This is a genomic window from Brevibacillus sp. MER 51 (genome assembly GCF_023714195.1).
Classification (GTDB): domain Bacteria; phylum Bacillota; class Bacilli; order Brevibacillales; family Brevibacillaceae; genus Brevibacillus.
In genome coordinates this window covers 87,363-113,795 of sequence record NZ_JAMAUS010000012.1, presented here as the reverse complement: position 1 = coordinate 113,795, position 26,433 = coordinate 87,363, and the positions used below count along the sequence as shown (strand labels likewise).

Below are 26,433 nucleotides of genomic sequence, written 5' to 3'. Positions count from 1 at the left end.
AAAGAAAAAATGGCTAGCCATTTTTCATTATTCGTATCGCAGTGCTTCGATTGGATCGAGCTTGGCTGCCTTGTTGGCCGGATAGAGGCCGAAGAAAATACCGATGGCACTGGAGAAGCCGAATGCGATAAATACGCTGTTCCAGGACATTAGCGGCGGCAACTGTGCAAAATAGGCAATGATCGATGCGATACCAAGGCCGAACAACACCCCGATCAACCCACCGATCAAGCAGACGATGACCGATTCAATCAAAAACTGAATCAAAATATCTCGTCGGCGTGCCCCTAAGGCTTTGCGAATCCCGATTTCGCGAGTACGCTCTGTCACGGATACGAGCATGATGTTCATAACGCCGACACCGCCAACCACCAGGGAGATTCCTGCGATGATACTGAAGATCAGCGTTAAGGTGCCCGTCATTTGATTAAACTGATCCATCGATTCTTGCATGCTGCGAACCCTGTAATGGTCTTCCTTTTGATGCTTGCGGCCTAAATACTGTTTGACCTGCTGCATGGCTGGGTCGACAGAGGCTTTGTCGATCGCTTTTCCCATGATCATTTGAACAGAAGGCTCTTCCTGCAGGCTCATTTCGTAACGGATGGGAATAATCGCTCCATAGCTCGTTGCCATGTCAAACTTGAACTTCTCTTCCGTATACGTCCCGATTACGACGAGAGATTGATTGCCCCAGCGAACTCGCTGACCAATCGGGCTCATTTGACCGAACAGCTTTTGAGCAAGAGGTTCCTCAAGAACGATGACAGCGCGTTGCTCTTTGTCATCTACCTCGTTGAAAAGTCGCCCTTTTGCCACCTTCAAGGTTGATTGCATCGAAAAATAATCAGCAGTGGAGGCAGTGAGGTTGACGCGCTCTTCTTTTTTCGGACCCTTCAAATCAATCGTACTGGAGTTGGAAGGCACGATGTATTCGATGGCAGGACTAATCCTGCCGAGCACCTCTGTATCTTCCACGGTCATATCTTCTGCGGCTATCTCTTCTTTTGTCTCCCAATTGATGAAGACGCTAAACGTGTTTTGCCCGAACTTTTCCATCTCTTCATTGATGGCTTTCTGTCCACCTTCACCGAGTGCCGTGACGACAATGACGGAGGTAATCCCGATGATGATCCCGAGCATGGTCAAGATCGAGCGCATTTTGTTCGCCCAAATACCCTCCACGGCGGTGTTAAAGCTTTCCATAAAATTCATGTGACAATCACCTCGTCAGACGGCTTGGAGAATATCCGCTCCGTAACCTTTTCATCGCGAATGATCACGCCATCCTTGAAAGTCACAATCCGCTCAGCGTGCTGGGCGATATCCAATTCGTGGGTAACGAGAATGATCGTAACGCCCTGCGCATGCAGCTCCTGAAACATGGCCATGATTTCGACCCCGGAGCGGCTGTCCAGATTTCCCGTTGGTTCGTCTGCCAGCAGGATCGCTGGTTTATTGACCAGTGCTCTGGCAATCGCCACACGCTGTTTTTGACCACCGGATAGTTGGGTTGGCTTATGATCCATACGTTCAGCCAGTCCCACTCGCTTGAGTGCTTCTGTAGCCCGTTTGCGCCGTTCTGAGCGACTGACATTGGCGTACATCATCGGCAGCTCTACATTGTGCAAGGAGGTAGAGCGGGCGAGCAGATTAAACGATTGGAATACAAAGCCGATCTTTTGGTTGCGAACAACGGCGAGCTCGGTATCTTTCAGGCTGCTGACCTCAATGCCATCTAACATGTACGAACCTGAATCTGGACGATCCAGACAGCCCAGCATGTTCATGAACGTCGATTTCCCTGATCCTGATGGCCCCATGATGGCAACGAATTCGCCTTGTTCCACCAGCAGGGAGACACCTTTTAAGATGGGCAGTACGGTATCACCCGTCTTGTATGCTTTCGTCAAGCCTTCTACATGAAGCATCGTCGGCTGACCTCCTTCTTTACGTGTTACATGCCCATTGATGCGCCGCCGCCACTCATCGGCATGACTGGTGCTCCTTCAGTCAGGGATTCGACAGGGCCTAGAATCACTTGCTCATCACCGTTCAGTCCGGACTTGACGTGAGTGAACAACTCATTTTCCATACCGGTTTCGACCTTCTGCTTTTTCGCAACACCATTAGCAGATACCCAGACAAAGGTGCTGCCGTCAGCATCTTGCTGTACAGCTTCGATTGGGACTTGCAAGGCATTATCGATTTTTTCGACGGAGATGTTGATGTCCACATGGAAGCCAGGTTTCAAAGTAGAGAGATCTCCAGATGGCTTGAGGGTGACTTTGACGCGTGTTTTTTCACCTTGCCCCGACTTGGTGGCAGTAGTGGTCGCGGTTGGAGAGATGCGAGTTACTTCCGCATTCAGCTTTTTCTTTCCGAGTGTCACGCCTTCAATCGTGGCAGATTGACCGATTTTGAGCTTGTTGACATCGGATTCGTTGATATCTGCTTCAATCAACAGATTGTTCAGATTGGCAAGGGTCAAGATTTCCGTTCCCTTGTTGACGTATTGACCGTTATCAGCTGCAACGCCAACGACGGTTCCATCCATAGGTGCTACAACGACGCTTTGGACACGTTCTTTATTCAGCTGTGCTTTTTCTACGTTCAGCTTGTTGATTTGGGCTTGCTGAGCGGCAATGTCTTCCTTGCGTGGTCCCTTTTGCTTGAGAGCGAGCTGTTGCTTGGCGACATTCAGCGTAGATAGAGCGCTATCCATTTGTGATTTCACCTTGTCCAGCTCTTGCTGGGTAGAAGCGCCAGAAGTGAATAATTGATTCATCCGATCATATTCTCGCTTTGCCGCGTCGTATTCGCGCTGGGCTTGGGAGACACGTTCTTGGTCTTGTGCGACTTCTTCCGGCTCGTTGCCGATTTGTGCCTTGGCGAGGTTGGCTTTGGCCAATTCCATTTGCGCTTCCAGCTCGAGAATTTTGCTATCGACATCGGATGTGTCGATTTTCGCAATCACTTGCCCCTTTTTCACCTTATCGCCTTCCTTGAGAACAAACTCCCGTAAGGTTCCGGTGACGTTGGCGTACTGTTTAAGCTTGTCTTCTACGGTGACGAGCCCTGATGTCAAAACCTTGTTTTCCAAAGCCGATTTCGTTGGTGCGCCGATGTTGACAGGCATTCCCATAGCTTGTTGCGATCCCATCATGGAAAAAGCAACGCCCCCGATGCCCAGGAGGACTACGACGGAACCGATGATCCACCATCGTTTTTTCATGTTCATTCTCCTTGCTTTGGTAAGAACCATATTATTTCATTGCTCGAAAGGGTTTTACGGTAGTGCTGGAAAAAGGTAACATGATATGCCGAATGTTCACATTTTGGACATAATTAAATGTATTTTGATCCGTTTTATCGGGAAGTTCTTTGCCGCCAATTGCCGTGATATCATAGATAAAGATGAGATGACGTTCCTCGGAGGGGAGCTATGAACAAACCGATTCGCTTTGATTACGCCAACGCTCGAGCCTTTGTCAAACAGCATGAGTGGGAGCAGCTTTCTCCAGCGATCGAGATTGCGCATCAAATGCTTCATTCAAGGACTGGACCCGGAAAGGATTATCTTGGTTGGGTCGATTGGCCGGAACAATACGACCGGGACGAGTATGAGCGAATTCGCCAAGCGTCAGCACGGATTCAGTCAGATTCAGATGTGCTTCTGGTGATTGGCATCGGAGGATCGTATCTAGGGGCAAAAGCGGTGCTTGACATTTTAGGCCACAGCTTCTACAATTTGCTGCCGAAGTCCAAGCGACGTTTTCCAGAGATTTATTTTGTGGGCAACAATATTAGTCCGATTTATATCTCTCATCTGATGGACGTAGTAGAAGGAAAAAATGTGTCCGTCAACGTCATCTCAAAATCGGGCACGACGACTGAGCCCGCTATCGCGTTTCGACTTTTTCGGGAATGGCTGGAAAAGAAATACGGACGTGAAGAGGCCAAAAAACGAATTTACATTACGACGGATAAACAGCGAGGAGCCCTGAAAAAGCTGGCGGATGATGAGGGATATGAGTGCTTTGTCATTCCAGATGATATTGGTGGGCGATATTCAGTCCTGACCGCGGTTGGATTGTTGCCGATCGCTGTAAGCGGGGCGAACATGGATGCGCTCATGCAAGGGGCCAAGGATGCACGCGAACGCTACATGGTCATGGATTTGCGTGACAATCCGTGTTATCAGTATGCGGCCATTCGTAATGCACTCTATCGAAAAGGCAAGACGGTGGAGCTGTTGGTCAGCTATGAACCGCAGTTTCGCTACTTTGCGGAGTGGTGGAAGCAGCTCTTCGGGGAATCGGAAGGCAAGGACGGCAAAGGAATTTTTCCGGCTTCAGCCGAGTTTTCAACGGACTTGCATTCGTTGGGTCAATACATACAGGACGGCATGAGGCATTTGTTTGAGACCGTTCTGTCTGTGACGAAGCCCGCTGTGGATTTGACTGTCCAGGAGGATCCCGCTGACGTCGATGGATTGAATTTTTTGACTGGCAAACGAATGGGGTATGTCAATAAAAAGGCTTTCGAGGGAACGGTGCTGGCCCATGTGGACGGCGGCGTACCGAATCTGCTTGTGGAAATACCGGAGGCGACAGCTTACTATCTTGGCGGACTGATTTACTTTTTTGAAAAGGCATGCGGAATCAGCGGCTATTTGCTAGGCGTCAATCCGTTTGATCAGCCAGGGGTGGAGGCGTACAAAACCAATATGTTTGCCTTGCTGGGTAAACCGGGCTACGAGCGGCAGAAAGCGGAACTGGAGGCTAGATTGCGCGAGAATAAGACGTATTTGACCGTTGAGGAGACCGCCGCCTATTTGGAGCTTCCCGAGACGTTTATTATGGAAAAAATTAAGCAGGGGCGCATCCGTGCAGTCCATGACGGCAATGAGTACATTATCAACAAAGAGCAATTCAATCATCATCTGGAGGAAATTCGCAAGCTCCGGGAATTCGAGGATGCCGCGCGTCATGAACCGATTCCGGAGAGCTACGATGTGAAGGATGAGGATTAACCAGCGGACGTGCTTGTCAGATGGTTGCAAACAGGACTATACTTACAAAGGAATATCATAATGAACAAGCAACTTGGGGAGTCCTTCATGCGGGGCTGAGAGGATGGGAGCAACCGACCATCGACCCATTGCACCTGATCCGGATCATGCCGGCGCAGGGATACGGTTGCCGGCAGACAGCGCTTTTCGCTTGATTGTTACCTATGCGTATGTAGCCCACCCTTTCCTGCTATTGGAATGGGTGGGCTTTTTGTTATGGCGCGGACATGTGGCTGTAGTGGAGAGAAGAATATTTCCAGTCTAGGCTCCAGGCTCCGTCCTGCTGGGGGCTGGGGCTGCCCGCTCCGAAGGGATTCGCGGGGAAACGCAAAAGTGGTAGCCGCTTCGTAGCCCGGGCACGTTGCGTTTCTGTTGCCCGCGAATCCCTTCTCCGCTCGGTAGGTCTCCACAAGTCGCTACGTCTGGAAATATTCTTCTCTGGCGTAACTGAGGGCATTCTTCGTAATTTTTAGAGCTTAATAATATCGGAAAACACGGAAAGTTCGTAGAGGAAACAGGAGAAATAAGCGAAGATCTTAGGGACACCGACCGAGATGGAATGCAAAAAGCGAAACACGCTCTTAAGCGTCCACCTCTGAAACACATCCTGAAGAGACCACTTTGGACGCGGTTTCGCTTTTTGCATGGAGTCGTGCAGAGGGTCCCGCAGGGGGTGGCCCTAGAAGCTGAGCGTTTTCTCCTGTTTCCTCCACGCCACAACAGCAACGTACAAGTCGTTTTTAGTCAACATGGTGAGGAGAGAGAAAAAGATGAGTGATTGTCTGGTAGTGGGTGGAGGAATTATCGGATTGAGCTTGGCATACGAGCTGTCGCGGCGTGGGGTGAGCGTTACCCTCGTCGAGCAGGGTGAATGGGGAGGGCAGGCGTCTTCGGCTGCTGCAGGAATGCTTGCTCCATTGAAAGAATTCACAGCACCTGGACCGATGCTTGATTTGGGCATGGAGTCACTCGCGCTATACCCGGAATGGGCAGCAGAGCTGGAAGAATTGACTGGCGGAGATGTACAGCTAAGCCTGGAGGGATTGCTGACCGTCGCGTTAAATGAGGAAGAAGTCCAACAGCTTGCAGACAAGTACCGTTGGCAAAAAGAAGCGGGCCATGCTGTACACTGGCTCTCGAATACAGCACAAGTGAAAGAGATAGAGCCGCTTCTGACCGATCAAGTGCAAGCGGCCATCTATTCGCCGTACGAAGGACACATCAACAATCGAATGCTTCTTCGCGCCTTGGCAACTGCTTGCCAATTGCAAGGAGTGAAGCTGCTATCTGGCTGCGTGGTGAGCGGCATTGCGGTAAAAGGCGGAAAAGTAATCGGGATCGAGACCTCTTCAGGGTCACTACGTGCCGCACAGACCGTGATTGCCTCGGGAGCGTGGGTTGGAATGATGCTGGAGATGCTTGGTATTTCCGTGCCGATTCGCCCTGTTCGTGGACAGATTGCGGCCGTTTCGTCCGTGGGCATTCCATTGCGAACGGTGATTTTCGGAACGACAGGCTACATCACCCCGAAAAAGGATGGAAAAATTGTCATTGGTGCGACTGAGGATGAGAGTGGCTTCCAGCGAGATGTTACAATGGCAGGTTTGGCGAGTATCCTGCAAGGGACCATGCCGTATGTTCCTGCGCTTCACTCCGCTTCCTTTCTGGAGGCTTGGGGTGGACTTCGACCTGCGACACAAGATGGCAAGCCGCTATTGGGCCCCGTTCCTGGCTGGGAAGGACTGTCGATAGCAGGTGGACATTTTCGCAATGGCATCTTGCTTTCTCCTGTCTCTGCAAAATCGATGGCGGACTTTGTGGAAAAAGGGGAGACGGAGCGCCTCTTGCCATTTTTACCTGCCCGCTTTCTGTAAATTGGGCTAGTCTGGCCTAGAATCCGGTAACCTCCCCATGGGCACTTGTATATGGTAATAAAGAAACACCAGAAGGGGAGGAGTTTCCATGCAGTCTGATTCTGAAAAAAACCTGTATCAGGCTGACATTCAATTTGTCAGCCTGTTAAAGGATATGCGAGAAAATGTGCACAGCATCTGCAAGGAGCACGTGGAGAAAAAAGTGCGCATCGAAGCGATTGACGGGCAAGTGTTTGAAGGCGTCATTGTCGATTATGATGATCAGAACGTATACGTAGAAGTTGTGGACCAGGATGCGGAGGAAGAAGAAGTTTTCGATGAGTATGATTATGAGAACTATGATGGCTACAATCCTTATCAAGTAATGGAAGTGGCCAATCGGCAGCCGTACGGAGGATGGGGGCAATATCCTGATTATTACTTTCAGTATGTGAGCTATAATCCGTATGCAGGTTATCCTCCCTATGGCGATCTCAGTCCTTATGGAGGCAATCCATACTATCCGCAGGTAAGTCCCTACGGTGATGGGTACAATCCATACGGTCAGGTCAGCCCTTTCGGCAGTTCCAACAACTCACGGGTTAGCCCGTATAGCAGCAGCAATCGTCCCGCCCCCCAAGTCAGCCCGTATAGCAGCAGTAATCGCCCCGCTCCCCAAGTCAGTCCGTATAGCGAGCAAAATCCGCAGGTAAGTCCTTACGGGCAAAATCTATCGCCATTTCCACCATTCCCGCCGTATCCGCCATTTTTTTGTCCGCCACCACCACCCCCACCGCCATATGTTTTGCCAAGAGTTCAAGGGAGAAGACGTAAAAGATGCCGGAACGGACGTAAAATCATTCCATTGGCGCTCTTTACACTCCTGACAATTGTCTTGATTTAATGGTGGGGAACTTACAAGCCTCTCAAGGCCATCACGGCTTAGGAGGCTTGCTGCTTTTTGTAGAAGTGAGAGTACAACTTCGCCTTTTGTCACACACTACGAACAAAACGGTGGACGTTTCTCACAAAATAAATAAAGGCAGGGATTCACGATGCAACACATAAACAGCAGTTTGCCAGGCACGCGGGCGACATTCGGTTATTTTCGTGAAGCGCTTCAACCGCATTTTACATTATCCAACTGGGATTATGAGCAAGGGTACTTCGACCGGGCGCTGGATGACAAAAACACGGTCTTTTTGCGCTTGCCTGTAAAAGTATTGCAAGGCGAGCTTGATAGCCCAGATGCATGGTTGGAAATCGGGCGGCCGTTTGTGATCCGACATGTGTACCAGACTGGGGTAGAGGAAGATATCGGCTACACGGAGGCGCTCGCTTCGGGTTTGATGAATCAGTTTCAAGAGCCGGTAGACAAGGACGCACAGATTGATTCGAGATGGATTCGAAAAGCAGAAGCGGTTGTCAAAGAGCTGGAGAATCGCCTCGCGTGAGACAGGCCGTTGATAGGCCTGTTTTTTTCTTGTTTATGGCAGGGAAAATATAGGTGGCTAAAGAATGGTAGCACATGGAAAAAGCGAGGTGGAAATATGGCCTGGTACCATACAGTGGCGAAATGGTATTGGAAAATCCGCAAGCCTCTCACCTTGGGTGTTCGTGTCATTGTAACGGATAAAGAAAAGGGAGTTTTGTTAATCCGGCATACTTATGTCCATGGCTGGTATTTGCCGGGAGGGGGAGTGGAGCGAGGAGAGTCGTTTGGGGATGCTGCTCGCAGAGAGCTGTGGGAGGAGTGCGGAATACGAGCGGACGGACTTACCCTCTGCCATCTTTTTTACAGTGAGCGGGAAGGGAAACGAGATCATATTGCCTTGTATCATGTCGACCTTACAACTGGCCAAGAATTGCATAAGGATGACAAAGAAGTAGCGGAAATGCGCTTTTTCGCTTGGGATGAGCTTCCTCGGGAAATATCACCAGCTACGAAGAGGCGTTTATCTCAATTTCGCAACCAGTCTTTTCAGAGTGACCGCTGGTGACAAGTGGGATTTTATGCAAGTCGATTTTTCCTATGGTATAGTGAAGACAAACAACAGAGCGTACATGACCGCTTGTAAGGATAAGTGAGGGCAGACCAGCATGAAGATTGCGACTGTACTGCGAAATGACGATTATACACGAGAAGTAGAACAAGCATTAAAAGAAAAGCTGCATGCAGCAAATAGCCCGTTTACTTTTGTGAAGGGACCCGGTGAGCAACCGGATATGGTGTTGTCCATCGGGGGAGACGGGACACTTTTGGAAGCCGTCCATCAATACGGGATCGAGCCGTCTTATGTGGGCATTCATACGGGACATCTCGGCTTCTATGCGGACTGGCGTCCCGAGGAGCTGGACGAATTCGTTGAGCGTTTGATACACGAAGAGCCTCTTATCGCGGAATACCCGACTGTCCAATGCAGGATCAGTACAAGAGATGGAAAGCAGTACGAAAAGTGGGCGTTGAATGAAATGGTTTTGCGTAACGCGAATTTGTCTACCTTGGTGACATGCGTCTATATAAATGGCGATGAGCTGGAGACGTTTCGCGGTGACGGCTTGATCGTTTCGTCACCATCAGGAAGTACAGCCTACAACAAGGCGGTGGATGGAGCGATTGTCCATCCGTCCATTGAGGCGATTCAGTTGTCCGAGATTGCTTCGATCAATAACCAAGCGTATCGGACGATCAACAGCTCGCTCGTATTGCCGAAGCATCATGAAGTAGAGCTGATCGTCATGAATCCCGAGATTATGATCGGCTTGGATCGCGAGCAGGCAGTGTGGAAAGATGTGTGTTCCATTCGTTGTAGAGTGGGACCCGACAAAGTGAAATTCGCTCGCTACAAGCGACTGACGTTTTGGGGGCGGGTTCGCAATTCGTTTATATCCGGATAGGAAAGCGTTGGGGAGGGGAACCGAATGAAAAAAGTAGGAACACTACAGACCATTTTCCGTCATCCTGTCAAAGGAATGCGAGGGGAAGAGCTTGCATTAAGTACAGTCGATGAATTTGGCTTGTATGGAGACCGTGCCTATTATTTTTGGGACAATACTCGTCAAGGCAAGTATCTCAGTGCGGATGTTGTGCCCGCTCTTATCGGATATCATGCCAGCATGAGCGAAGGGACAGGAAAAGAAGCGTACCCGCCGATTCGGATTGAAGCCCGGGATGGCAGTGTACATACGTGGGATGATGCTTTATTTGCCCATGTCGCGGAGACGGTGAAGCGCTCCATTACGCCTATGATTAGTAGTCCGCAAAAAGGTGGCGTGAACTGGGAAGACCACATTCTGCTGGTCACGGATGCATCTCTCAGAGAGATCGCGCGGCAGATTGGGGCAGAACAGGTAGATCCACGACGCTTTCGAGGGAATTTGGTCGTTGTCCTGGAGGATGATGAGCCGTTCGCGGAAGACAAATGGCTGGGCAAACAGATCAAAATCAATGATGTGACCTTGCAAGTCAACAAGCACTGCGAGCGCTGTGTATATGTCAATATCGATCCAGAAACCTTGGCGATGACTCCTGCCGTATTGAAGGCATGCGTCAAGCGTCACAATAATCACTTCGGCGTTTATGCTTCGGTTGTCAAGACAGGCAGTGTATCGCAAGGCGATGACGTTTTCTTAGTAGAGATGGAGAGTGACGGGGAATGATTGCTAGCCCTTTGGAAAAGGTTCGCAGCTACGTACAACGCTATGATTCGAGTATCGAGCCGATTTTGTTTGAACAGCCGTTGCCTACGTCCGAAGTGGCTGCACAGGCATTAGGTGTCGAGATCGGCCAAATTGCAAAGTCGATCTTGTTTCGGGTGGATGAGCAGTTCGCCTTGTTCGTGGCAGCAGGAGATGTACGCGTCCATCCCAAGCAAGTGAAGGCAGCGTTTGGACAAGGAAAGCCAAAGATGGCTACGCCGGAAGAAGTAGAAAAAATGACAGGTTTCCGTGTCGGAGCGGTTTGTCCATTTGCTTTGCAGGAAGAAGTGCCTGTCTATGTAGATCGGTCCTTGAAACGCTTTTCTGTGGTTTATACGGCGGCTGGTATCGCAGAATCACTTTTGCCAGTCTCTTATGAGGCTTTGTTGGAAATGACAGGGGCAAAGGAAATCGATGCGGCTTCTGCTGAAGGGAGCGCATCATGAAAAAAATTGCAGTCTCCATCGCAGCAGTAGCCATTGTCGTAGTCGCTGGTCTTGCCATCCTCGGAATGTCTAACCAAACGACTGCAATTGAAAACAGCATCTCCCATTCTGCTTCCTCGTTTAAAGAGATGTCAACAGACACGTACCTGAGTCATTACAACAAAATCAAAGAAGATTTAGCTGTGAAAGGAATTCATACCCTTCCTTTTCAGCTTGAGCGAGACCAGCAGACGACTTACTACCGCTTTTATTATCCAAAACAAGAAAACGCTGCAAGCGAAAAAGCGATATGGGTTAGCGTCATGCTGAGCGGTGATCAAAAAACAATAGACGGTATCATGTATGAAGGGGTTTTTGATGTTCATACAGTGAAGGCGATGATCCAAGCTACTGGACTTGCCTGGACTCCGGAGCTGGATCAGTTCATTGCGGTTACGAACATTGCAAAAACGCCAAAAGAAATGGTTGCTTCCGATGTGAAAGTAACGATTGAAGGAACGCCAGCACAGATAAAAGTAATGGTTGACCCCGTGAAGTTAGAAGCTCCCAAAAAATTATAATGCTGAAAAGGAAAAAGTGGTTGGCAGAGGTTATGGCTGCGCAACCACTTTTCGTTTTTTATTGTCGTTTAGCTGGAAGGAGAGGACTCTCGTTTCTGAACGATTTGGAATAGCTTTACGTAAAGAACGGCACTCAAAAGGGAGCAGAACAGGATAAACCCAAAAACGCCAATCGGTATGATCCACTCCGAAAGAATGACGGTCACGGGAGCGAGGAAGCGGCCAAGTGAGTACTGCAGGTTAGCCGCACCCATGTACTGTCCGCGTGCATGTTCTGGTGCGTATTTGCTGACGAAGCTCTGCTCAACCGGAGTTCTCATCACTTCCCCTACGGTAAAGACGACCACGCATCCGAACAACAGCCAGGCATTCGTCGTGAATCCCACCAAAAACATGCCCATGCCAAATAGCAGGGAGGACAAGAGGAAGACATTCCGGTCGCTCCAGTTCTCAAACCATTTGGTAACAGGCAAAGCGCACAGAACAAAAAGAAGGCCGCTTATTCCCAGCATCCATCCGAAAATCTCCGTACTGCTAAGCGAGAGTGACCAGGCATTCCACGAAAGCAGCGTCTGTGCTGGGACGAATTCTTTTACATAGACTGCCAAAAATAGATCGAGCTGCACGATTGCGATCGTAATCAGCATGCCTGCGAAAATATAGATCGCAAAAGCTTTGTCGCGTAATATGACTGTATAGCTCTGCCATTGCTCCTTCATAACGGAAGGGAAATGGATAGAGGCGACAGAGCTTTTAACGGACTGTGGCAGTGTCTCTCTCACATTGAACCAGATCGCAATCGAATACAAAAAAGTGACAAGCGCACAAGTCCACAGCAGCTCACTGCGGTATTGAAAGAAAAAGATAGCACCCAGAGCGGGTCCCAAAACAGCGCCAATGTTCATGGCTGTAACAAAGGTAGCGAAGACTCTCCGTCTGTTTTTTTCGGAGGTGAGATCAGCGACCATGGCAGAACTCGCCGGGCTGTATAGCGCTTTACCAAGCCCGATTCCTATAAACGCAAGATAATCGATCCAAGAAGAGAGGGAGAAGGCAAACAGGACAAACATGCCTGCCTGCAAAAACGCTCCTGACAGCATGACATATCGACGACCAAATCGATCAGCCAAATAGCCGCCAAAAAGATTGCCGATCATACTCATAATCGGTGGTACTGCCATGAGTAACCCGGCAACATTTTTGCCAAAGGTATCACTAAAGTGGAGGGTAAGGAAGGGAAAGTACATCCAAAATAATAAGTTGAAAAGGGTCTCGCCGATCAATCTGGTCTTTAGATTCAGATCCCATGACAGCCATTGCACAGCAGGGCTACCTCCTGTTTTTGATTCCCTGGCCAGGTATACCTACTTTAGTGCAAATTTTCAAAAAGATATAGACTTATAATCATCCGTCGGTTACACTAATATCATAAGGGCTAAGGGATTAGACCCTGGCTTAAGATGTGCCACTTTTAGGGATTCGCTTCTTACAAAAACAAATAAGCCGACACTTCCTTATGGAAAGGGGTGTCGGCTTTTCGTATGTTTTACTTGACCATCCATTGATAAAAATGAACATCGTGCCATTCTCCGAACTTGAATCCCACCTCTTGAAACTTCCCTGCCAATGTAAAACTGAATTTCTCGTGCAGCTTCACGCTGGCGTCATTGCCGCCTACGATTCCGCTCACGATCGTATGGTATTCGAGTTGTCTGGCGCGCTCCAGAATCGCACTCATCAAGGCAGTGCCGATACCTTTCCCGCTTTTATCGGGGGCGATATAAATAGACAGTTCCGTTGATTTTTGATAGGCGGGCTTCTCGCGGAAAACGGACAGACTGCAATATCCGATCACTTTCCCTTCGGATTCGGCGACGATGATCGGATGTCTGCCACCGTGTTTGTGAAACCACACTTCGCGCTGGGCCAAGGTCTGTGGCTCCAAGTCAAAGGTAGCAACCAGATTTTCCACCGCGTAGTTGTAAATAGCGAGCATAGCGGGCAGGTCACTCAGAACTGCGTCTCGGATCTGTAGCATGATATTCTCTCCTCAAGTTGGTTGGTAGGACTTGTTAAACGATTCGCATTAATTCTAGCGTACGGCTTCGTAAACCTGCCGCAGGTGTGTATAGCCTTGGGATTGTGCTTTAATCAAATACTTCGCCCAGAGTGTACCAGCGGCAACAGCGTCACAGTAAGCGTGATGCCTGCGTGAGATCGGGATGTCGTGGGCCGCACAGAGGGCGTCCAGCGAGCCGTTGCCAATCGGATTGCTCAACAATCGGATGAGCAGCATCGTATCCAGCATGCGATGGGTAAACGGACGCCGGCTCGTTTTCCAAAGCCCAGATCGCAAAAATTCACGCTCATGGCGAGAGTGATGGGCAACGAGCGGACGATCTCCAACGAATTGAAAAAAACGGGACAAAGCTTCTACTAGCTCGGGAGCATCGGCAACCATATCATCGGTAATCCCGGTGAGAGAGCGGATGTGTGGAGGAATCGCCCGTCCTGGATTGACCAACGTATAAAAAGAATCGCCGAGGAGGAGGTGCTCTCCTCTCATGGCGACGGCTCCCATCGATATAATCGCGTCTCCGTGGTCGGGATAAAAACCGGTCGTTTCCAGATCGACGACAACAACCTTCAGATCGTGTAGAGGAATATCGGCACTGGAATCGACTGGTTTATTCGCTTTGGAGATGGAGCGCAGATAGGCAATGTGTTGTTTGTCATCTGCAATACCCGGAACGTCGCGGTTCATATGCCAAATTCGACCGAATAAGTCCCATTTTGCCACGCAATCTCCTCCTATCCCCCGAAAACGGAGGGGAGCTTTTCGGTCATTTTTTGCAGGCGGATCGCCAGCTTCATCGACTGTCGCACCATCGCTTGGGTGTCAGGAGAAAGCTCCCCTAATTTGATATAGCTATTGCTTGTGTATTGCCCATCTTCCCAATGGAGGGGGGCGATCAGTCGCAAACCTTGAATTTGCCGGAAGTATGCGGCTACCTCGTCACAAAAGCTTTTGCTCCAGACGCCTTTTTCACCGAGTAGATCCAAGCGTTCCAAAGTAGAACTGGCAAAGATTCCATGCGCCAAGGCAAAATGCCGTACGCAATTCACCAGTGGCAAATAAATGCCATACTTCACATTGATGGCACCGCGGAATCGTCCATGGACCTCAGGTAAAACTCTGCCAAAGATTCCGAGCGGCACCCGATAATGCAACGTATTGCTCACTAGTCGATTCAGCAAGAAGACATTCCCTGCAAGCAATTGACGGAAACGATCATGGACGGGAGTAAAAATGGCCGATTCCCCCCATAAGACACGCACATCACTTGCGAGCAGTAAATAACGGGCGTTCTCCCATATGGGGTGAGAGACCCATCTGTCTATTTGGTCCAGCCATTGCTCGGTGCTACCTCGCCATTTTGGTGAGAGGCAAGTCACATTCCCTTGGCAGGGAGGATAACCAGCCACTTCCAAGCCTGCAACGATCGTCGCCCCCAGCAATTGAAAGTAGCCATGTATCTTCTCTTTTTCCTGTTCGCCCAGATGATTTGGCATTTGATAGACGAGACCGTTATCTTGATCGCTGATGAGTGCTTGCTCTGATCGACCGCCACTGCCGAATTGCAGAAAGGCAAAGGGAACTGGAGGGGTACCCAAGCCTCTTTTGGCAAGGTCGTTCACAGCGAGGAGCACCCCTTGTCGGATGAGATTGTCGTGAATCAGATTGACGACGATGGAAAAGGGGGCTAATTCCCCTGCGCGATTTAATGGACGCAACACAGAAGGGTCCAACAATTCTCGTCGCAATAAGGCAAGCTCGTCAAAGGAGTCAACATTCCGTATTTTTTCCACTTGTTCAGGTGAGAGAGTGAGAGGCGCTGCTTTGGGTAGCTGCAGCCGGTCGTACGCGTTCAGGCTGGAGCAGTTCGGGATAGCCGTATCCCCCGTGTTCGCTAAGGTCAAGACCAACCACCTCTTCCTCTTCAGTGACTCGCAGGCCAATGGTTACTTTTAATACATACAAAATGATGAAGGCTACCACGAAGACGTAGAGCGCGGAGCCAGCCAACCCCAACGCCTGAACCCCTAACTGATGCAGGCCACCGCCATAAAACAGCCCAGGACCGCCTACGCCGACCTTTTCAGCAAGCTCTGGGGTAGCGAATAAGCCAGTGGACAACGTTCCCCATATACCAGCCACCCCATGCACGGAAAAAGCGAAGACAGGATCATCAATCCCCATGCGGTCAAACCAAATGGATGTATAAAATGTGAGAATACCTGACACAGCACCAATCACGACAGCTGCCCACGGATCGACAAAGGCGCAAGATGCTGTAATCGCGACGAGAGCAGCGAGGACGCCGTTGAGCATGCTTGGAATATCTGCTTTTCCCATGACGATCCAGGAGATAGCAAGAGCGGCGACAGCACCCGCTGCGGTAGCGAGATTGGTAGTGACGGCAATATAGCCGAAAAATCCAGATGTGCTGCCTAATGTAGAGCCGGCGTTGAACCCGAACCAGCCGATCCAAAGAAACAGGACACCTAAGACAGAGTAGACTTGGTTGTGACCAGGAATCAGATTGGAACTGCCGTCGCGATTGTATTTTCCAATACGGGGCTTCAAAAGGATAGTGGCGACGAGTGCGACGATGGCCCCTTGGAGATGGACAACCGTAGAACCAGCGAAGTCTTGCATCCCGAGCTGCGCCAACCAACCGCCGCCCCATACCCAGTGACCGACGACAGGATAGATGAGGACAGTAAACAGTACGCTGAAAATAAAATAAATGGATAGCTTGGCGCGTTCAGCAAAACCGCCCCAGGCGATCGCGAGTGAAACGGCTGCAAAAGCGAGCTGAAAGAGGAAGAGGATCGAGATAGGGACAGTTGCAGCGGAAAAAGCGGAGAAAGCTTCTTTTTGCATGCCGTCAAAAAAGAATCCGGAAAGTCCGATGAAAGAGTTCCCGTCTCCAAACGTCAGACCAAAGCCAAAGGCCCAGAAGGCAATCGAGCAGATGCCGAAGGTTAGGACTGTTTTTCCTGCGACGTGACCAGCGTTTTTCATGCGAGTAGAACCAGCTTCCAGCAGGGCGAATCCAACCTGCATGAGAATGACCAGAATGGCCGAGACCATGACCCATGTGGCGTCAATGGCAGACGAGAGACTTGCGACAGTAGGTTCCATCCATCCACCTCTTTTCTGTGTCATATAACCTGACACTATTTTTATTTATGTCAGATTATATGACATGAAAAAATCGGTTGCAATTGTTTTTTTGCAAATAATGAGAAAACACCAATCCTTCCGTCTTAAACGGAGGAGGATTGGTGTTGTTCGGCTGGTGCTCGTTTTTCAATCAGGAGGCCTGTGAAGCTCATGGCAGCGAGGAATAGTCCACTGACGAGGAAAAGCTGCTCGACGGGCCATTTGCCCAGCCAGATGGCACCGAGGCTGCTGGACAATGTGCAAAAGAAGGTGAACATGAGCATGTTGATCGCAAAAATTTTGCCTGTGCTGCTGCTGGATGCTTTGATTTGAATAGCAGTCACGGTCGGGATACCAATGAGCGGTCCCCCGATCCCTGCCACGGCTGCTCCGAGGAAAGCAATCCAGTGAGCGGTGCCTCCTGTCGTTAGCAACAGGAATCCGACTGCCTGAAACACCCATCCAACCAAAATCACAAATAAATACCGGGTGTAGAACGAGCGAGCCATGTACAGGCTTCCCAGCAAGTTCCCGATGCCGTAGAAGCCCAACAAGACAGCTAATGTACTTCCGTTACCTTGCTGCATGCGTTCTGCCATAAACGGAAAGCCCACCGTGTAAGTAACCTGCCAGACGAGAAAGCCCATATTGCTAAAAAGAAGAATCAAGAACAAAGCGCGATTTTGTTTAAGCTCCCGTAAACCAGAGGCAATATCCCGGGCGTACTGACTGGGTGTCATTTTCGTAGTAGATCCTTGTTGTTGATCAGTCAACGAAATACGAATGGCATAAAGGAACAAGACGGAAATCAAATAGCTGCCTGCGTTCACAAAAAACAAAGTAGACAGCGGCATGATCGAAGCGACCAGTCCAATTGACATAGGCGCAATAATCCGAATCGTTCGGAAAGTCGTATCCAAGATGGCATTTGCTCGCCCTAGCTGCTCTTGGGGAACCGCTGATTTGAGGGCAACGGTTCGTGCTGGCTGAAACAGACTAGAGAACAACCCCAACAAGAATTGGGCTGCCAGAAAAAAAGCAAACTCTTCCACACCTATGTAGACCATGATGCCTACCGTGATCGCGACTAGAATTCGCGCAACATCTGCACCCACCATAAGCATGCGTGGGCTGTACCGGTCAGCCATGACCCCGCCGACGAGGTAAAACATGAGACCCGCCACCATTTCCGGGATTGCGAGCAGGCTCAACACCGTACCCGATTTGGTTGCTTGGAGCAAATACCAGAGTAAAGCGAAGCTGTAGCAATGATCTCCGATGCTTGCGGTCATTTGTGCAAGCCAGAGCTTGAGGAACGAACTATTTTTCCATAAAGATGGGGATGAATCCACGTTGACCCTCTCCGTCCTGCTGACTTCGATAAAATGAATTTGACCATAGCGTAGCAAGGCGAAGAGGGAATGTAAAGGACTCATGCTTGTGCGGTTACATTTAATTTACCAGTCCTCCAAACAAAGAGAAAATAAGCGATAAGAAACGTAAAGGAGGCGAAGGTGCTGACCCCCGCGAAACCAAAATTAGAATACAAACTGCCTGCGAAAGAAGAGGCAATGAATGTCCCTATGTACATGCAAGCGTTGGCCAAGCTCGATATGGTACCGCGCGAGGTGTCGGACAATGATTGCAAGTAACCCATCAGGACAGGCACGAGTACACCGCCAAAGCAGTACATGAAGAAGAGGACAACCTGCAAAAAGCCGACTCCCGGTATGTAAGGCAAAACAAGATAGAGCAGGGCGCTGCCCAGAAACCCAACGGTCAAAATCGTACTTCTCTTCCAACGCTCGAGTAACCAACCGCTGAGTAAGCTGCCAACGGTGTTGCCAAGCCCGATAACTAAAGTGATCAAGCCAATTTCGGTAACGGATTGCTGATATTGATCGGAAAGCCATACACCATAGAATGAAAAGACTGCATAGACACCCGTCATGAAAACGAAATAGCCGATAAAGCTGCGTGAAGCTTGTGGCAGTCGCAACAGATCCTTGTAACGTGCAAAAATAGCCACTCGGGCGTTGTTTGTTCCAAACCCGGCTATGGAGGTAGGTGGCAATAAATCAGGAAGTTTTCGGATAATGAGTACAAAAGCTCCGAGAGAAGTAATTCCTACAGCCAAAAAAGGAAACGACCAATGATAAGCTGACAGAAAACTGCCTATAGGGACACCGATCACTTGGGAAACGGAAAGACCAGCCATGACAACTCCCATTGCTTTTCCGATACGTGCAGGGGGAAACAAAACAGGAATGGCAGCCCACACTTGAGGTCCGATAAAGGCAGAACAGATCCCGGCAAGGAAGCGAAAGAAAAGCATCGCGGTGAAGCTAGGTGCAAAGGCACATGCAATTGTGGAAAGTGCAAATCCAAGCATACCGACTGCCATCACATGTTTCCTATTTCGATTATCAGATAGCGGACCAGCGACTAAAGCGGCCAAAGCAAATCCGAGAGCATAAGTTCCGATCAGCCAGGCTGCCTGGCTCGTGGATACGTGATATAACTCTCGCAAGGTTGGCAGCAGTGGGCTAATGATAAATGTGTTCGTGCCAATCAAAAACATGGTGAAGAAAAAGATCATCAAAAATAGGCGCTCCATTATGAAAACTCTCCTCTTTGTTTTATAGTCCTATAGTTAAATAACTTTTGAACTACTGAGCAAAAAAAGGATACCAATCACAAGGTATCTAAAAAGCCAGGCAGTATATGATCAAATGTCTCTTTATAGATGCGCATGTACCGTGTTTGCCCCTCCTTTCTGACTTTGATCAGTCCTGCCTCTCGAAGTGTCTTGAAATGATAGGAGGCATTGGACTTGGAAGTATCGCAGGTCAAGCCCACTTCTGTACAACTCAGCTCGTTGCCGGAATGATATAAGGCTTTTAAAATGGCTAGCCTTGTCTCATCTGCCAACGCTTTAAAAATTTTGATTCGCTTTTCGGTTAGTTCAAGTTGTTCAATATTCATAAAACTATCTTACTAAGGAAACTCTATTCAGGCAACCATTTCATTTTTTTATTTTTGATTCTTCCTATTTTCGTTGTTGTATTGATGCTGATGGGAAGATCCTTGGTTGTTTTCTGTATGCGTATCATCCGCAACCGTACTGCTGGTCAGCCCTGCTACAGCTAATCCTTTTTGATTCAGGTTTTTGGCGCTTTTGAATTTGGACATATTACTACCCCCTGTTTGTTAATGGATGCTTCCTTAAGATGCGTTGTTTCGAAGGGGAGTAGTCATCCTCATTTTCCTAGATGGCAGTTGAGGTATACTAAATAAAAATGGTGCGCCAGGGAGGATGGGAGCGGATGGCAGGGTGTGTCATGATCGTGGAGGGGAAGACAGACAAGGAACGCTTGCTTCGAGTGCTGGCTGAGCCTGTTACGATTCTTTGTACATACGGTTCCTACAGTTTGGAAAAAGGAGAGAAATTGCTTGCCCAAACGGAAGCAGCAGATGCAGATGAGGTATACCTATTTACGGATGAAGATGACAGTGGGAAAAAATTGCGAACGCATTTAGGTGAAGATTTTCCTGATGCGATCCATCTGCATACGCCGAAAATATACAGAGAGGTTGCCGACACGCCTCTTTCGGTACTGGCAGAAATTTTGGAGCGAGCAGGCTTTGCGGTTATTGTGCCTCATCCTGATCTTGGAGAGCAGTAAGGGGATAAAACACCGTTTCATCGGCTATAACAGTAGTAAATGGAATGGTGGAGGTGCGAGGCAATTGCGTAGTTTGATGACGTTTTTTAATCGAATGAACATTATGCTGTGGCTGGTAGGTATCTTTGCTGCTCATGCTGCGCTTTATCTGGTGCTGGGAACGGCAACGTGGCTGGCTACCTCACTTTTGGCAACAGCGTTCTACGGCGTAATTTTATTGGTAGGCAAATTAATTGCCAGCCGTTATCCAGACAAGGAAGAAAGCAGATGAAAGCCGGCGAGCAAGCAGCCGGCTTTTTTCACACTACCAGCCCAAGAGCTGCATGAGTAAAATGAACCCACCCAATACCCAGACGTAGATAGCGAAGCCCTTCATCGACCCTGTACTGATGATCGTAAGCATCCAGCGAATAGCTACATATCCAGCTAGTCCGGCAAACATGGTGCCCACGAGCATCGGGATCAATAAAGCTGTTTCAAGCGGTGTTTCTACGAGCTTGGCTGTTTGCAAGACACAAGCACCCAGAATCGCAGGCAAGGATATTAAAAACGAAAAACGTGCAGCGTCTGCACGGTCGATTCCTCGCAGGAGAGCACCGGCAATTGTCAGTCCTGAGCGGGAAATAGCAGGCAGGATGGCAGCACCTTGCAGTGTCCCGATGATGAGTGCGTCCGTGTAGTTGATTTCCTCGAATTTTCGATTGCCACGGCGCATGGACTCCACCGCCCAGAGGATGGCGCCTGTCGCAAGAAATTCCCACCCAATCGTAATGCCCGTCTGGGAGATTTCTTCAAAATAATCTTCAAAGGCGAGTCCGATCACAGCCGTAGGGATGGTGCCTACGACCAATAGCTTTGTCAGTTTGCTCATCGGATTCATCATAATATAACGAACCTGTGGCCAAAAGACGATAACAACAGCGATCAGCGTACCGAAATGGAGCATCGTGTCAAATACAAGTCCGACCTCCTGCATGCCAAACACTTTGCGAAACAGGACGAGATGACCCGTGCTGGATATCGGTAAAAATTCAGTCAAGCCTTGTACAATGCCGAGAAAAATATGTTCAAGCAACAACAGCATAGGCAAGAGTCACTCCAGTCTTGAAAAAGTAGGGCCAAGCCAGTCTTACTGTCATATGTATGTTCGTGAATGGAAGACTTGCCTATTTCGTTGGGCATCGTTATTTTGTTAGAAAAAAGTTGTGGTATTTTCTCGCGGGGGATGGGTATATTTAGTGTGCACAAAGGTAGAGAGCGAGGAAAAAATACATATGTACAAAAGACAACAGCGTGAAAAACGTGAAAAGCGTGAGCCCCAAATCATTCAGAACGGCAATTTGGCGGCAGGAATGACGCTTACCATGACGGTAGCGCGTAAAACGGAAATCGGCTATTTTTTAAGCGATGGCAATGATGAAGTGTTTCTCCATGCCAATGAAGCGCATGAGCGTTTACATATCGATGATGAGGTAGAAGTGTTTTTGTACCATGATCACGAAAACCGACTGGCTGCGACCATGGACATGCCTCATGTCGGCATGGGTGAATACGGCTGGCTGGAAGTAGTGGACATTTCTCCGCGCATGGGTGTATTTCTGGACAACGGCATTAACAAGGATCTGCTCTTGTTTATCGATGACCTGCCGAAGCATAGCGATGAATGGCCGCGCCCCAAGGATCAAATGCTGGTAGCGCTGAAGCAAGACAAGCTCGGCAGACTCTTGGCAAAGCCGGTCACTGAAAACGAAATCGTCAAGATCGCAGCAATGGCAGATGAGAGTATGAAAAACAAGTCTGTCGAAGGCACGGTCTACAAAGTGATTCAAGCAGGTGCATTCCTGTTGACGGAGGACGAGCATATCCTTTTCATTCATCGTGATGAAATGGTAGGGCGTCTGCGCCTCGGACAAACTGTGCGCTGCCGCGTCAGCTTTGTGCGTGAGGATGGCCGTCTGAACGGTTCTATGAAAGAGCGCAAGGAAGTACAGTATGGCGAAGATGCGGACAAGCTGCTGCGCTATATGATCAATCGTGACGGAGCGATGCCTTATACCGATTCGACAGACGCAGATGTCATCCGAGAAAAATTCCAAATGAGCAAATCCAGCTTCAAGCGGGCACTCGGCAAGCTGATGAAGGAACGCCGCGTGGAGCAAGTAGATGGCTGGACCAAAATCATTCGAAGCGAACAAGAAGAATAAATGAAGAAAACCCTCCTGGGCAAAAGCTTCCTGACAACAGGAAACGAACGCTTGGGAGGGTTTTTTGTTTGTTTCTTACAGTGTCGTTTGTACAGATTGCTTTTGCTTCCGGGCTTTGTAATACGACAGGGCAAATACGAGTGTGATCAAAATAAAGCCGGCGATATCTGTTTCAATTCCGGGGATGACCGCGAGCACGCCACCAGCAATGGCCAGGATTCGCTCCAATACGTTTAGCTTGGACATCCAGTATCCGATCAATCCTGCGCCTACTCCGATCATCCCAAGTATAGATGTCAGCATGACCCAGATTGATTCCAGCAAGGTGGTATTAATCAGCAGCAAGGCTGGCGAGATGACGAAAATATAGGGAGCCATAAAAGCGGCGATCGATAGCCGCGTTGATTCTACGCCTGTCTGGATTGGCTTTGACTTGGCAATGCCTGAAGCAGCGAAGGCAGCAAGCGCAACTGGTGGTGTGATGTCTGCGACAATTCCGAAGTAGAAGGTAAACATGTGAGCCGCGATAGCAGGAACGCCCAATTGAATGAGCGCTGGAGCCGCGATGGTCGAAGTGATAATATAGTTCGCCGTTGTTGGCGTTCCCATTCCCAAAATAAGCGATGCGATCATAGTAAAGAACAACGTAAGCAAAAGCTGGCCGCCAGCCAGATCAATCAGACCATTTGCCAGCTTCAACCCAATCCCTGTCAACGTAATCGTACCGACAATGATTCCGGCACACGCAGTTGCGGCCACGACGCCGAGAGCCATTCTGGCACCAGAGGCAAGCGCTGCAAAAATATCAGCAACAGACATGCGGGTTTCTTTTCGGAAGGCTCCTACGACAATCGTAGAGACGATACCGATAATCGCTGCCCGCTCGGCGGAGATGTTCATCATCAAGGCTGTAATAATGATCACGATGGGGAGGAGCAAGTACATTTTTTTCAACACTTCTTTTTTGTTCGGCAGTTCTTCCTTCGAGAGTCCGCGTAATCCGAGTCGCTTCGCTTCAAAATGCGTCATAATCCAGATCCCTACGAAAAATAAAATCGCAGGAAGAATCGCTGATTTGGCGATTTCCAAGTAAGGAACACCGATGAACTCCGCCATCAAAAAGGCAGCAGCTCCCATGACAGGCGGCATGATTTGTCCCCCGGTAGAGGACGAGGCTTCCACCGCAGCGGCAAATTCGGAGCGATAGCCGAGTCGTTTCATCATCGGGATGGTAAAGGCACCAGAGGTAACGACATTGGCAACAGAGCTGCCGCTAATCGTTCCTTGCAGGGCGCTGGAAAAAACGGCTACCTTCGCCGGACCGCCGATACGTCTACCTGCAATGACCAGCGACAAATCGTTAAAATACTCACCGACGCCTGTTTTTTCGAGAAACGCACCAAACAGTACAAACAAAAAGATAAAGGTAGAGGAAACGGCGAGTGGAGTACCAAGAATCCCCTCTAGTGTGTAGTAGCTGTGTCCGATAATCCGCTCGACATCATTGCCGCGATGCTCCAAAAAGCCGGGCATATAAGGTCCCAGGTAGGTGTATAAAAGAAAAATAGTGGCGATGAGAGCGATTGGAATTCCGACGACTCGTCGTGCGGCCTCAAGGACGAGCACGACAGCAATACCGCCGACCACCATATCCAATGTTGTATAGTTGCCTGTTCGGGTCACGAGTCCTTCGTAGTCAATGACCCAATACAATGATACGAAGACTCCAAGCAGGGCGAGAATCATGTTCACGATTCCGATTTTGTGCTTGTTCCCTTTGGATGTCCCCGCATATAACAGATAGACAAGTGCTAGCCCGAAAGCCAAGTGGATCGGGCGGTGAATCTGGGGAGGCAATGTAAAGAAAAGTGTGCTGGATAACTGGTACAGGGAGAAGAGGACAAGTAGACCAAAAGAGATCCACTTCATGGGACCCGCGAGCTGGCGTGTGGCTGATTCTTTGTCGTATTGCGCGATCAGCTTATCCATCTCTTGCTGGTTCATATTCGATGCTGTACTCATCTAGTAACCTCCTAACTCGCTCAAAATGGATCGCTTTTCTGCCTGAATCGTGATGGCTTCTCCCGGCTTGTCGATCAAACTCAACGGAATATCCTGTCCAGCGAAAAGCAACGTATGATTAGCCCGTACTTGCCCGATAAATAGCCGTAGGGCAGGAAAAGAACGCTGCATATTGCGAATGTGGAATCGTCCATCGGCCAGAACCAGCTTCTCGCCAGGAGCCAATTCATTTTCCATGCCGATACCGTAGTCGTGAAAGCTCATCTCTGACAAAATAATTTGATTGTCTACAATCCGGTATTGCTCCTCGATTGTGGAGCGATGGATGGAATGAGTCCAGCGGATGCCAAAGACTGCTTCATCCTGTATGTTGGCACTCCAAACTACTTGATTTGACTGTGTATCCCGAATAACCAAAGCGGGAAACAGCGGAGTGGAGATGCCTACATAAATGACAAGGACGAGAAGTAGGAAGGAGAAAAGGCGGAACAACGTCCGCCCTCTTCCCTTTGTTACTGCCTGGATAAAAACCATCTGGCTTTACTTCACGCCTTTTTCGTCGAAGTACTTTTGGGCACCCGGGTGAACAGGGATGCTGACGCCGTTCTTCACGTTCTCCAGCTTGATTTCCTTGGCTTTGGCGTGACCGAGCTTGTCGCTGTTCTCAAAGATTGCCTTTGTTACTTTGTACACGAGGTCGTTACTGAGATCGGAGCGAATCAAAAGCATCGATTTGACGGAGACAGTTGTCACTTCTTCTGGAACGGTTTGATACGTATTGGCAGGCACGGTTGTTTTCACGTAGTAAGGGTATTTGGCGATGATTGCATCGATTTTGTCCGCGTCTATTGGAATGATTTTAACACCAGTTGTCGCTGCCAGCTCCGTGATTGCTGCGGTAGGCGTACCAGCGGTTTGGAAGGCAGCATCTAATTGTCCGTCCTGAATGGCTTTGGCGGAGTCAGCAAAGGAGAGGCGCTGGAGCTTGGTATCTTCAAAGGTCATCCCGTATGCTTCCAAAATTTGCTGGGCGTTCACTTCCGTACCGCTTCCGGGAGCTCCAACAGATACGCGCTTATCTTTCAAATCGGCAACACTTTTAATATTGCTGTCAGCAGAGACCACGATTTGGATGGTCTCATCGTAGAGAGCGCCCAATGCCTGGAAGGAATCAATTTTACCGTCTTGCTGGAACATGTTCGTTCCTTTTGACGCATACTCGGCAATGTCGTTTTGTGTAAAGGCGATGTCCGCCTTTTTATCGCGAAGGAGGCGAATGTTTTCTGCTGAAGCGCCTGTGGCTTGTGCTGTAGCAGTAATCCCAGCGTTTTTCGTAATATGGTCAGCCATGCCGCCGCCGAGTGGGAAATAAGTGCCTCCTGTACCGCCTGTTGCAATAATTAATTGGGAGGGATCGGCGCTTCCTCCTGAGTTGGAGCTGCCCCCACCTGCACCTCCTTGTGCAGAGTTCCCGCCACCTCCACATGCTGTCATGAGCGACATGGACAGAAGCAGTGTGAGCGAGAGAAGAAAATGACGCTTCTTCAAGATAATTCCCCCTAGTCTAAATGTTCTGTTTATATGGCTTTCTACGGCATTGTAAGGGGAGGTCTATAAAAAACTACAAAAATCTATAGAAAAATATAGTAAACTAGGAAA

General features: G+C 49.2%; 28 protein-coding genes, 1 pseudogene and 1 riboswitch. Of the genes and pseudogenes, 13 read left to right on the top strand and 16 right to left on the bottom strand.

Annotated elements, in window-relative coordinates:
* Nucleotides 1-27: 27 nt before the first annotated feature.
* Genes M3630_RS23200 through M3630_RS23190 form a run of 3 tightly spaced genes read right to left on the bottom strand, consistent with a single transcriptional unit; the run spans nt 28 to nt 3,235 of the window.
* The gene (locus M3630_RS23200) at nt 28-1,215 is read right to left on the bottom strand and encodes an ABC transporter permease (protein WP_173611269.1); all 1,188 of its coding nucleotides are present in this window, start codon (nt 1,213-1,215) and stop codon (nt 28-30) included.
* A complete protein-coding gene (locus tag M3630_RS23195; protein ID WP_047073491.1) occupies nt 1,212-1,931 on the bottom strand; it encodes an ABC transporter ATP-binding protein in 720 nt (239 codons plus the stop codon). The genes M3630_RS23200 and M3630_RS23195 overlap by 4 nt, the downstream gene beginning before the upstream one ends.
* Before the next feature lie 26 nt (nt 1,932-1,957).
* Nucleotides 1,958-3,235 carry an efflux RND transporter periplasmic adaptor subunit gene (locus M3630_RS23190; protein ID WP_251253691.1) on the bottom strand — a complete coding sequence of 426 codons (1,278 nt, stop codon included), beginning with the start codon at nt 3,233-3,235 and terminating at the stop codon, nt 1,958-1,960.
* Between the two features lie 210 nt (nt 3,236-3,445).
* Here M3630_RS23190 and M3630_RS23185 point away from each other — a divergent pair.
* The 10 genes and pseudogenes from M3630_RS23185 to M3630_RS23145 form a co-directional block, all read left to right on the top strand.
* Nucleotides 3,446-4,795: pseudogene (locus tag M3630_RS23185) on the top strand (glucose-6-phosphate isomerase); the annotation flags it as partial.
* Nucleotides 4,790-5,035 carry an excisionase family DNA-binding protein gene (locus tag M3630_RS31230; protein WP_308460958.1) on the top strand — a complete coding sequence of 82 codons (246 nt, stop codon included), beginning with the start codon at nt 4,790-4,792 and terminating at the stop codon, nt 5,033-5,035. The pseudogene M3630_RS23185 and the gene M3630_RS31230, both read left to right, overlap by 6 nt.
* A gap of 64 nt (nt 5,036-5,099) precedes the next feature.
* Nucleotides 5,100-5,216, top strand: a riboswitch (TPP riboswitch).
* Nucleotides 5,217-5,844: 628 nt separating this feature from the next.
* Nucleotides 5,845-6,948 carry a glycine oxidase ThiO gene (gene thiO, locus M3630_RS23180; protein ID WP_251253689.1) on the top strand — a complete coding sequence of 368 codons (1,104 nt, stop codon included), beginning with the start codon at nt 5,845-5,847 and terminating at the stop codon, nt 6,946-6,948.
* An 88-nt stretch (nt 6,949-7,036) separates the two neighbouring features.
* A complete protein-coding gene (locus M3630_RS23175) occupies nt 7,037-7,831 on the top strand; it encodes an LSm family protein (RefSeq protein WP_251253688.1) in 795 nt (264 codons plus the stop codon).
* 151 nt (nt 7,832-7,982) lie between these two features.
* Complete coding sequence (locus tag M3630_RS23170; RefSeq protein WP_232774422.1) at nt 7,983-8,381, top strand: YugN-like family protein; 399 nt, start codon at nt 7,983-7,985, stop codon at nt 8,379-8,381.
* A 96-nt stretch (nt 8,382-8,477) separates the two neighbouring features.
* The gene (locus M3630_RS23165) at nt 8,478-8,927 is read left to right on the top strand and encodes an NUDIX domain-containing protein (RefSeq protein ID WP_173611275.1); all 450 of its coding nucleotides are present in this window, start codon (nt 8,478-8,480) and stop codon (nt 8,925-8,927) included.
* A 100-nt stretch (nt 8,928-9,027) separates the two neighbouring features.
* On the top strand, nt 9,028-9,825 hold the full coding sequence (locus M3630_RS23160) for an NAD kinase (RefSeq protein ID WP_173611276.1): 798 nt from the start codon (nt 9,028-9,030) through the stop codon (nt 9,823-9,825).
* 24 nt (nt 9,826-9,849) lie between these two features.
* Nucleotides 9,850-10,587 carry an MOSC domain-containing protein gene (locus M3630_RS23155; RefSeq protein WP_251253687.1) on the top strand — a complete coding sequence of 246 codons (738 nt, stop codon included), beginning with the start codon at nt 9,850-9,852 and terminating at the stop codon, nt 10,585-10,587.
* A complete protein-coding gene (locus tag M3630_RS23150; protein WP_056490471.1) occupies nt 10,584-11,072 on the top strand; it encodes a YbaK/EbsC family protein in 489 nt (162 codons plus the stop codon). Before M3630_RS23155 ends, M3630_RS23150 begins: the two co-directional genes overlap by 4 nt.
* Nucleotides 11,069-11,632: a hypothetical protein gene (locus M3630_RS23145; protein WP_251253686.1), complete on the top strand. Its 564-nt coding sequence runs from the start codon at nt 11,069-11,071 to the stop codon at nt 11,630-11,632. Before M3630_RS23150 ends, M3630_RS23145 begins: the two co-directional genes overlap by 4 nt.
* 68 nt (nt 11,633-11,700) lie before the next feature.
* Here M3630_RS23145 and M3630_RS23140 read toward each other — a convergent pair whose 3' ends face one another.
* From M3630_RS23140 to M3630_RS23100, 9 genes are all read right to left on the bottom strand, one after another.
* Nucleotides 11,701-12,954, bottom strand: coding sequence for an MDR family MFS transporter (locus M3630_RS23140; RefSeq protein WP_251253685.1), 1,254 nt, complete (start codon nt 12,952-12,954; stop codon nt 11,701-11,703).
* A 224-nt stretch (nt 12,955-13,178) separates the two neighbouring features.
* Entirely contained in the window at nt 13,179-13,670 is a 492-nt protein-coding gene (locus tag M3630_RS23135) for a GNAT family N-acetyltransferase (protein WP_251253684.1), read from the bottom strand.
* Between the two features lie 54 nt (nt 13,671-13,724).
* On the bottom strand, nt 13,725-14,432 hold the full coding sequence (locus M3630_RS23130) for a 3'-5' exonuclease (protein ID WP_251253683.1): 708 nt from the start codon (nt 14,430-14,432) through the stop codon (nt 13,725-13,727).
* Between the two features lie 11 nt (nt 14,433-14,443).
* A complete protein-coding gene (locus tag M3630_RS23125; protein ID WP_353057257.1) occupies nt 14,444-15,457 on the bottom strand; it encodes a DUF294 nucleotidyltransferase-like domain-containing protein in 1,014 nt (337 codons plus the stop codon).
* Between the two features lie 49 nt (nt 15,458-15,506).
* The gene (locus M3630_RS23120; RefSeq protein WP_251253681.1) at nt 15,507-16,841 is read right to left on the bottom strand and encodes an ammonium transporter; all 1,335 of its coding nucleotides are present in this window, start codon (nt 16,839-16,841) and stop codon (nt 15,507-15,509) included.
* A gap of 125 nt (nt 16,842-16,966) precedes the next feature.
* Nucleotides 16,967-18,214 (bottom strand): MFS transporter, encoded by a 1,248-nt coding sequence (locus M3630_RS23115; protein WP_251253680.1) that lies wholly within the window; start codon nt 18,212-18,214, stop codon nt 16,967-16,969.
* 80 nt (nt 18,215-18,294) lie between these two features.
* The gene (locus M3630_RS23110) at nt 18,295-19,479 is read right to left on the bottom strand and encodes an MFS transporter (RefSeq protein ID WP_251253679.1); all 1,185 of its coding nucleotides are present in this window, start codon (nt 19,477-19,479) and stop codon (nt 18,295-18,297) included.
* A gap of 77 nt (nt 19,480-19,556) precedes the next feature.
* Nucleotides 19,557-19,847 carry an ArsR/SmtB family transcription factor gene (locus M3630_RS23105; RefSeq protein WP_173611286.1) on the bottom strand — a complete coding sequence of 97 codons (291 nt, stop codon included), beginning with the start codon at nt 19,845-19,847 and terminating at the stop codon, nt 19,557-19,559.
* Nucleotides 19,848-19,895: 48 nt separating this feature from the next.
* Nucleotides 19,896-20,054 carry a hypothetical protein gene (locus M3630_RS23100; protein ID WP_173611287.1) on the bottom strand — a complete coding sequence of 53 codons (159 nt, stop codon included), beginning with the start codon at nt 20,052-20,054 and terminating at the stop codon, nt 19,896-19,898.
* A 134-nt stretch (nt 20,055-20,188) separates the two neighbouring features.
* Here M3630_RS23100 and M3630_RS23095 point away from each other — a divergent pair, with 134 nt between their 5' ends.
* Nucleotides 20,189-20,548, top strand: a complete 360-nt coding sequence (locus M3630_RS23095; protein ID WP_251253678.1) for a toprim domain-containing protein — start codon at nt 20,189-20,191, stop codon at nt 20,546-20,548.
* A gap of 64 nt (nt 20,549-20,612) precedes the next feature.
* Nucleotides 20,613-20,819: a hypothetical protein gene (locus M3630_RS23090; protein WP_173611289.1), complete on the top strand. Its 207-nt coding sequence runs from the start codon at nt 20,613-20,615 to the stop codon at nt 20,817-20,819.
* A gap of 33 nt (nt 20,820-20,852) precedes the next feature.
* Here the strand turns inward: M3630_RS23090 and M3630_RS23085 are convergent, their stop codons facing one another.
* Nucleotides 20,853-21,632 carry an undecaprenyl-diphosphate phosphatase gene (locus M3630_RS23085; RefSeq protein WP_251253677.1) on the bottom strand — a complete coding sequence of 260 codons (780 nt, stop codon included), beginning with the start codon at nt 21,630-21,632 and terminating at the stop codon, nt 20,853-20,855.
* A gap of 190 nt (nt 21,633-21,822) precedes the next feature.
* On the opposite strand from M3630_RS23085, the gene M3630_RS23080 reads away from it, so the two are divergent.
* Nucleotides 21,823-22,752: a CvfB family protein gene (locus tag M3630_RS23080; RefSeq protein WP_173611291.1), complete on the top strand. Its 930-nt coding sequence runs from the start codon at nt 21,823-21,825 to the stop codon at nt 22,750-22,752.
* A 75-nt stretch (nt 22,753-22,827) separates the two neighbouring features.
* Here the strand turns inward: M3630_RS23080 and M3630_RS23075 are convergent, their stop codons facing one another.
* From M3630_RS23075 to M3630_RS23065, 3 genes are read right to left on the bottom strand one after another with little or no spacing between them, the layout of a single operon-like run.
* Nucleotides 22,828-24,774, bottom strand: a complete 1,947-nt coding sequence (locus M3630_RS23075; protein WP_251253676.1) for a TRAP transporter permease — start codon at nt 24,772-24,774, stop codon at nt 22,828-22,830.
* On the bottom strand, nt 24,775-25,308 hold the full coding sequence (locus tag M3630_RS23070; RefSeq protein WP_251253675.1) for a DUF1850 domain-containing protein: 534 nt from the start codon (nt 25,306-25,308) through the stop codon (nt 24,775-24,777). It abuts the gene before it with no gap.
* 6 nt (nt 25,309-25,314) lie between these two features.
* Nucleotides 25,315-26,322 (bottom strand): TAXI family TRAP transporter solute-binding subunit, encoded by a 1,008-nt coding sequence (locus M3630_RS23065; protein ID WP_232774412.1) that lies wholly within the window; start codon nt 26,320-26,322, stop codon nt 25,315-25,317.
* Nucleotides 26,323-26,433 lie beyond the last annotated feature (111 nt).

Coding starts and splice junctions, on each gene's coding strand:
- M3630_RS23200 (WP_173611269.1), bottom strand. CDS start 1,215: ATGAATTTTATGGAAAGCTTTAACACCGCCGTGGAGGGTATTTGGGCG.
- M3630_RS23195 (WP_047073491.1), bottom strand. CDS start 1,931: ATGCTTCATGTAGAAGGCTTGACGAAAGCATACAAGACGGGTGATACC.
- M3630_RS23190 (WP_251253691.1), bottom strand. CDS start 3,235: ATGAAAAAACGATGGTGGATCATCGGTTCCGTCGTAGTCCTCCTGGGC.
- thiO (WP_251253689.1), top strand. CDS start 5,845: ATGAGTGATTGTCTGGTAGTGGGTGGAGGAATTATCGGATTGAGCTTG.
- M3630_RS23175 (WP_251253688.1), top strand. CDS start 7,037: ATGCAGTCTGATTCTGAAAAAAACCTGTATCAGGCTGACATTCAATTT.
- M3630_RS23170 (WP_232774422.1), top strand. CDS start 7,983: ATGCAACACATAAACAGCAGTTTGCCAGGCACGCGGGCGACATTCGGT.
- M3630_RS23165 (WP_173611275.1), top strand. CDS start 8,478: ATGGCCTGGTACCATACAGTGGCGAAATGGTATTGGAAAATCCGCAAG.
- M3630_RS23160 (WP_173611276.1), top strand. CDS start 9,028: ATGAAGATTGCGACTGTACTGCGAAATGACGATTATACACGAGAAGTA.
- M3630_RS23155 (WP_251253687.1), top strand. CDS start 9,850: ATGAAAAAAGTAGGAACACTACAGACCATTTTCCGTCATCCTGTCAAA.
- M3630_RS23150 (WP_056490471.1), top strand. CDS start 10,584: ATGATTGCTAGCCCTTTGGAAAAGGTTCGCAGCTACGTACAACGCTAT.
- M3630_RS23145 (WP_251253686.1), top strand. CDS start 11,069: ATGAAAAAAATTGCAGTCTCCATCGCAGCAGTAGCCATTGTCGTAGTC.
- M3630_RS23135 (WP_251253684.1), bottom strand. CDS start 13,670: ATGCTACAGATCCGAGACGCAGTTCTGAGTGACCTGCCCGCTATGCTC.
- M3630_RS23120 (WP_251253681.1), bottom strand. CDS start 16,841: ATGGAACCTACTGTCGCAAGTCTCTCGTCTGCCATTGACGCCACATGG.
- M3630_RS23110 (WP_251253679.1), bottom strand. CDS start 19,479: ATGGAGCGCCTATTTTTGATGATCTTTTTCTTCACCATGTTTTTGATT.
- M3630_RS23105 (WP_173611286.1), bottom strand. CDS start 19,847: ATGAATATTGAACAACTTGAACTAACCGAAAAGCGAATCAAAATTTTT.
- M3630_RS23100 (WP_173611287.1), bottom strand. CDS start 20,054: ATGTCCAAATTCAAAAGCGCCAAAAACCTGAATCAAAAAGGATTAGCT.
- M3630_RS23095 (WP_251253678.1), top strand. CDS start 20,189: ATGGCAGGGTGTGTCATGATCGTGGAGGGGAAGACAGACAAGGAACGC.
- M3630_RS23085 (WP_251253677.1), bottom strand. CDS start 21,632: ATGCTGTTGTTGCTTGAACATATTTTTCTCGGCATTGTACAAGGCTTG.
- M3630_RS23080 (WP_173611291.1), top strand. CDS start 21,823: ATGTACAAAAGACAACAGCGTGAAAAACGTGAAAAGCGTGAGCCCCAA.
- M3630_RS23075 (WP_251253676.1), bottom strand. CDS start 24,774: ATGAGTACAGCATCGAATATGAACCAGCAAGAGATGGATAAGCTGATC.
- M3630_RS23070 (WP_251253675.1), bottom strand. CDS start 25,308: ATGGTTTTTATCCAGGCAGTAACAAAGGGAAGAGGGCGGACGTTGTTC.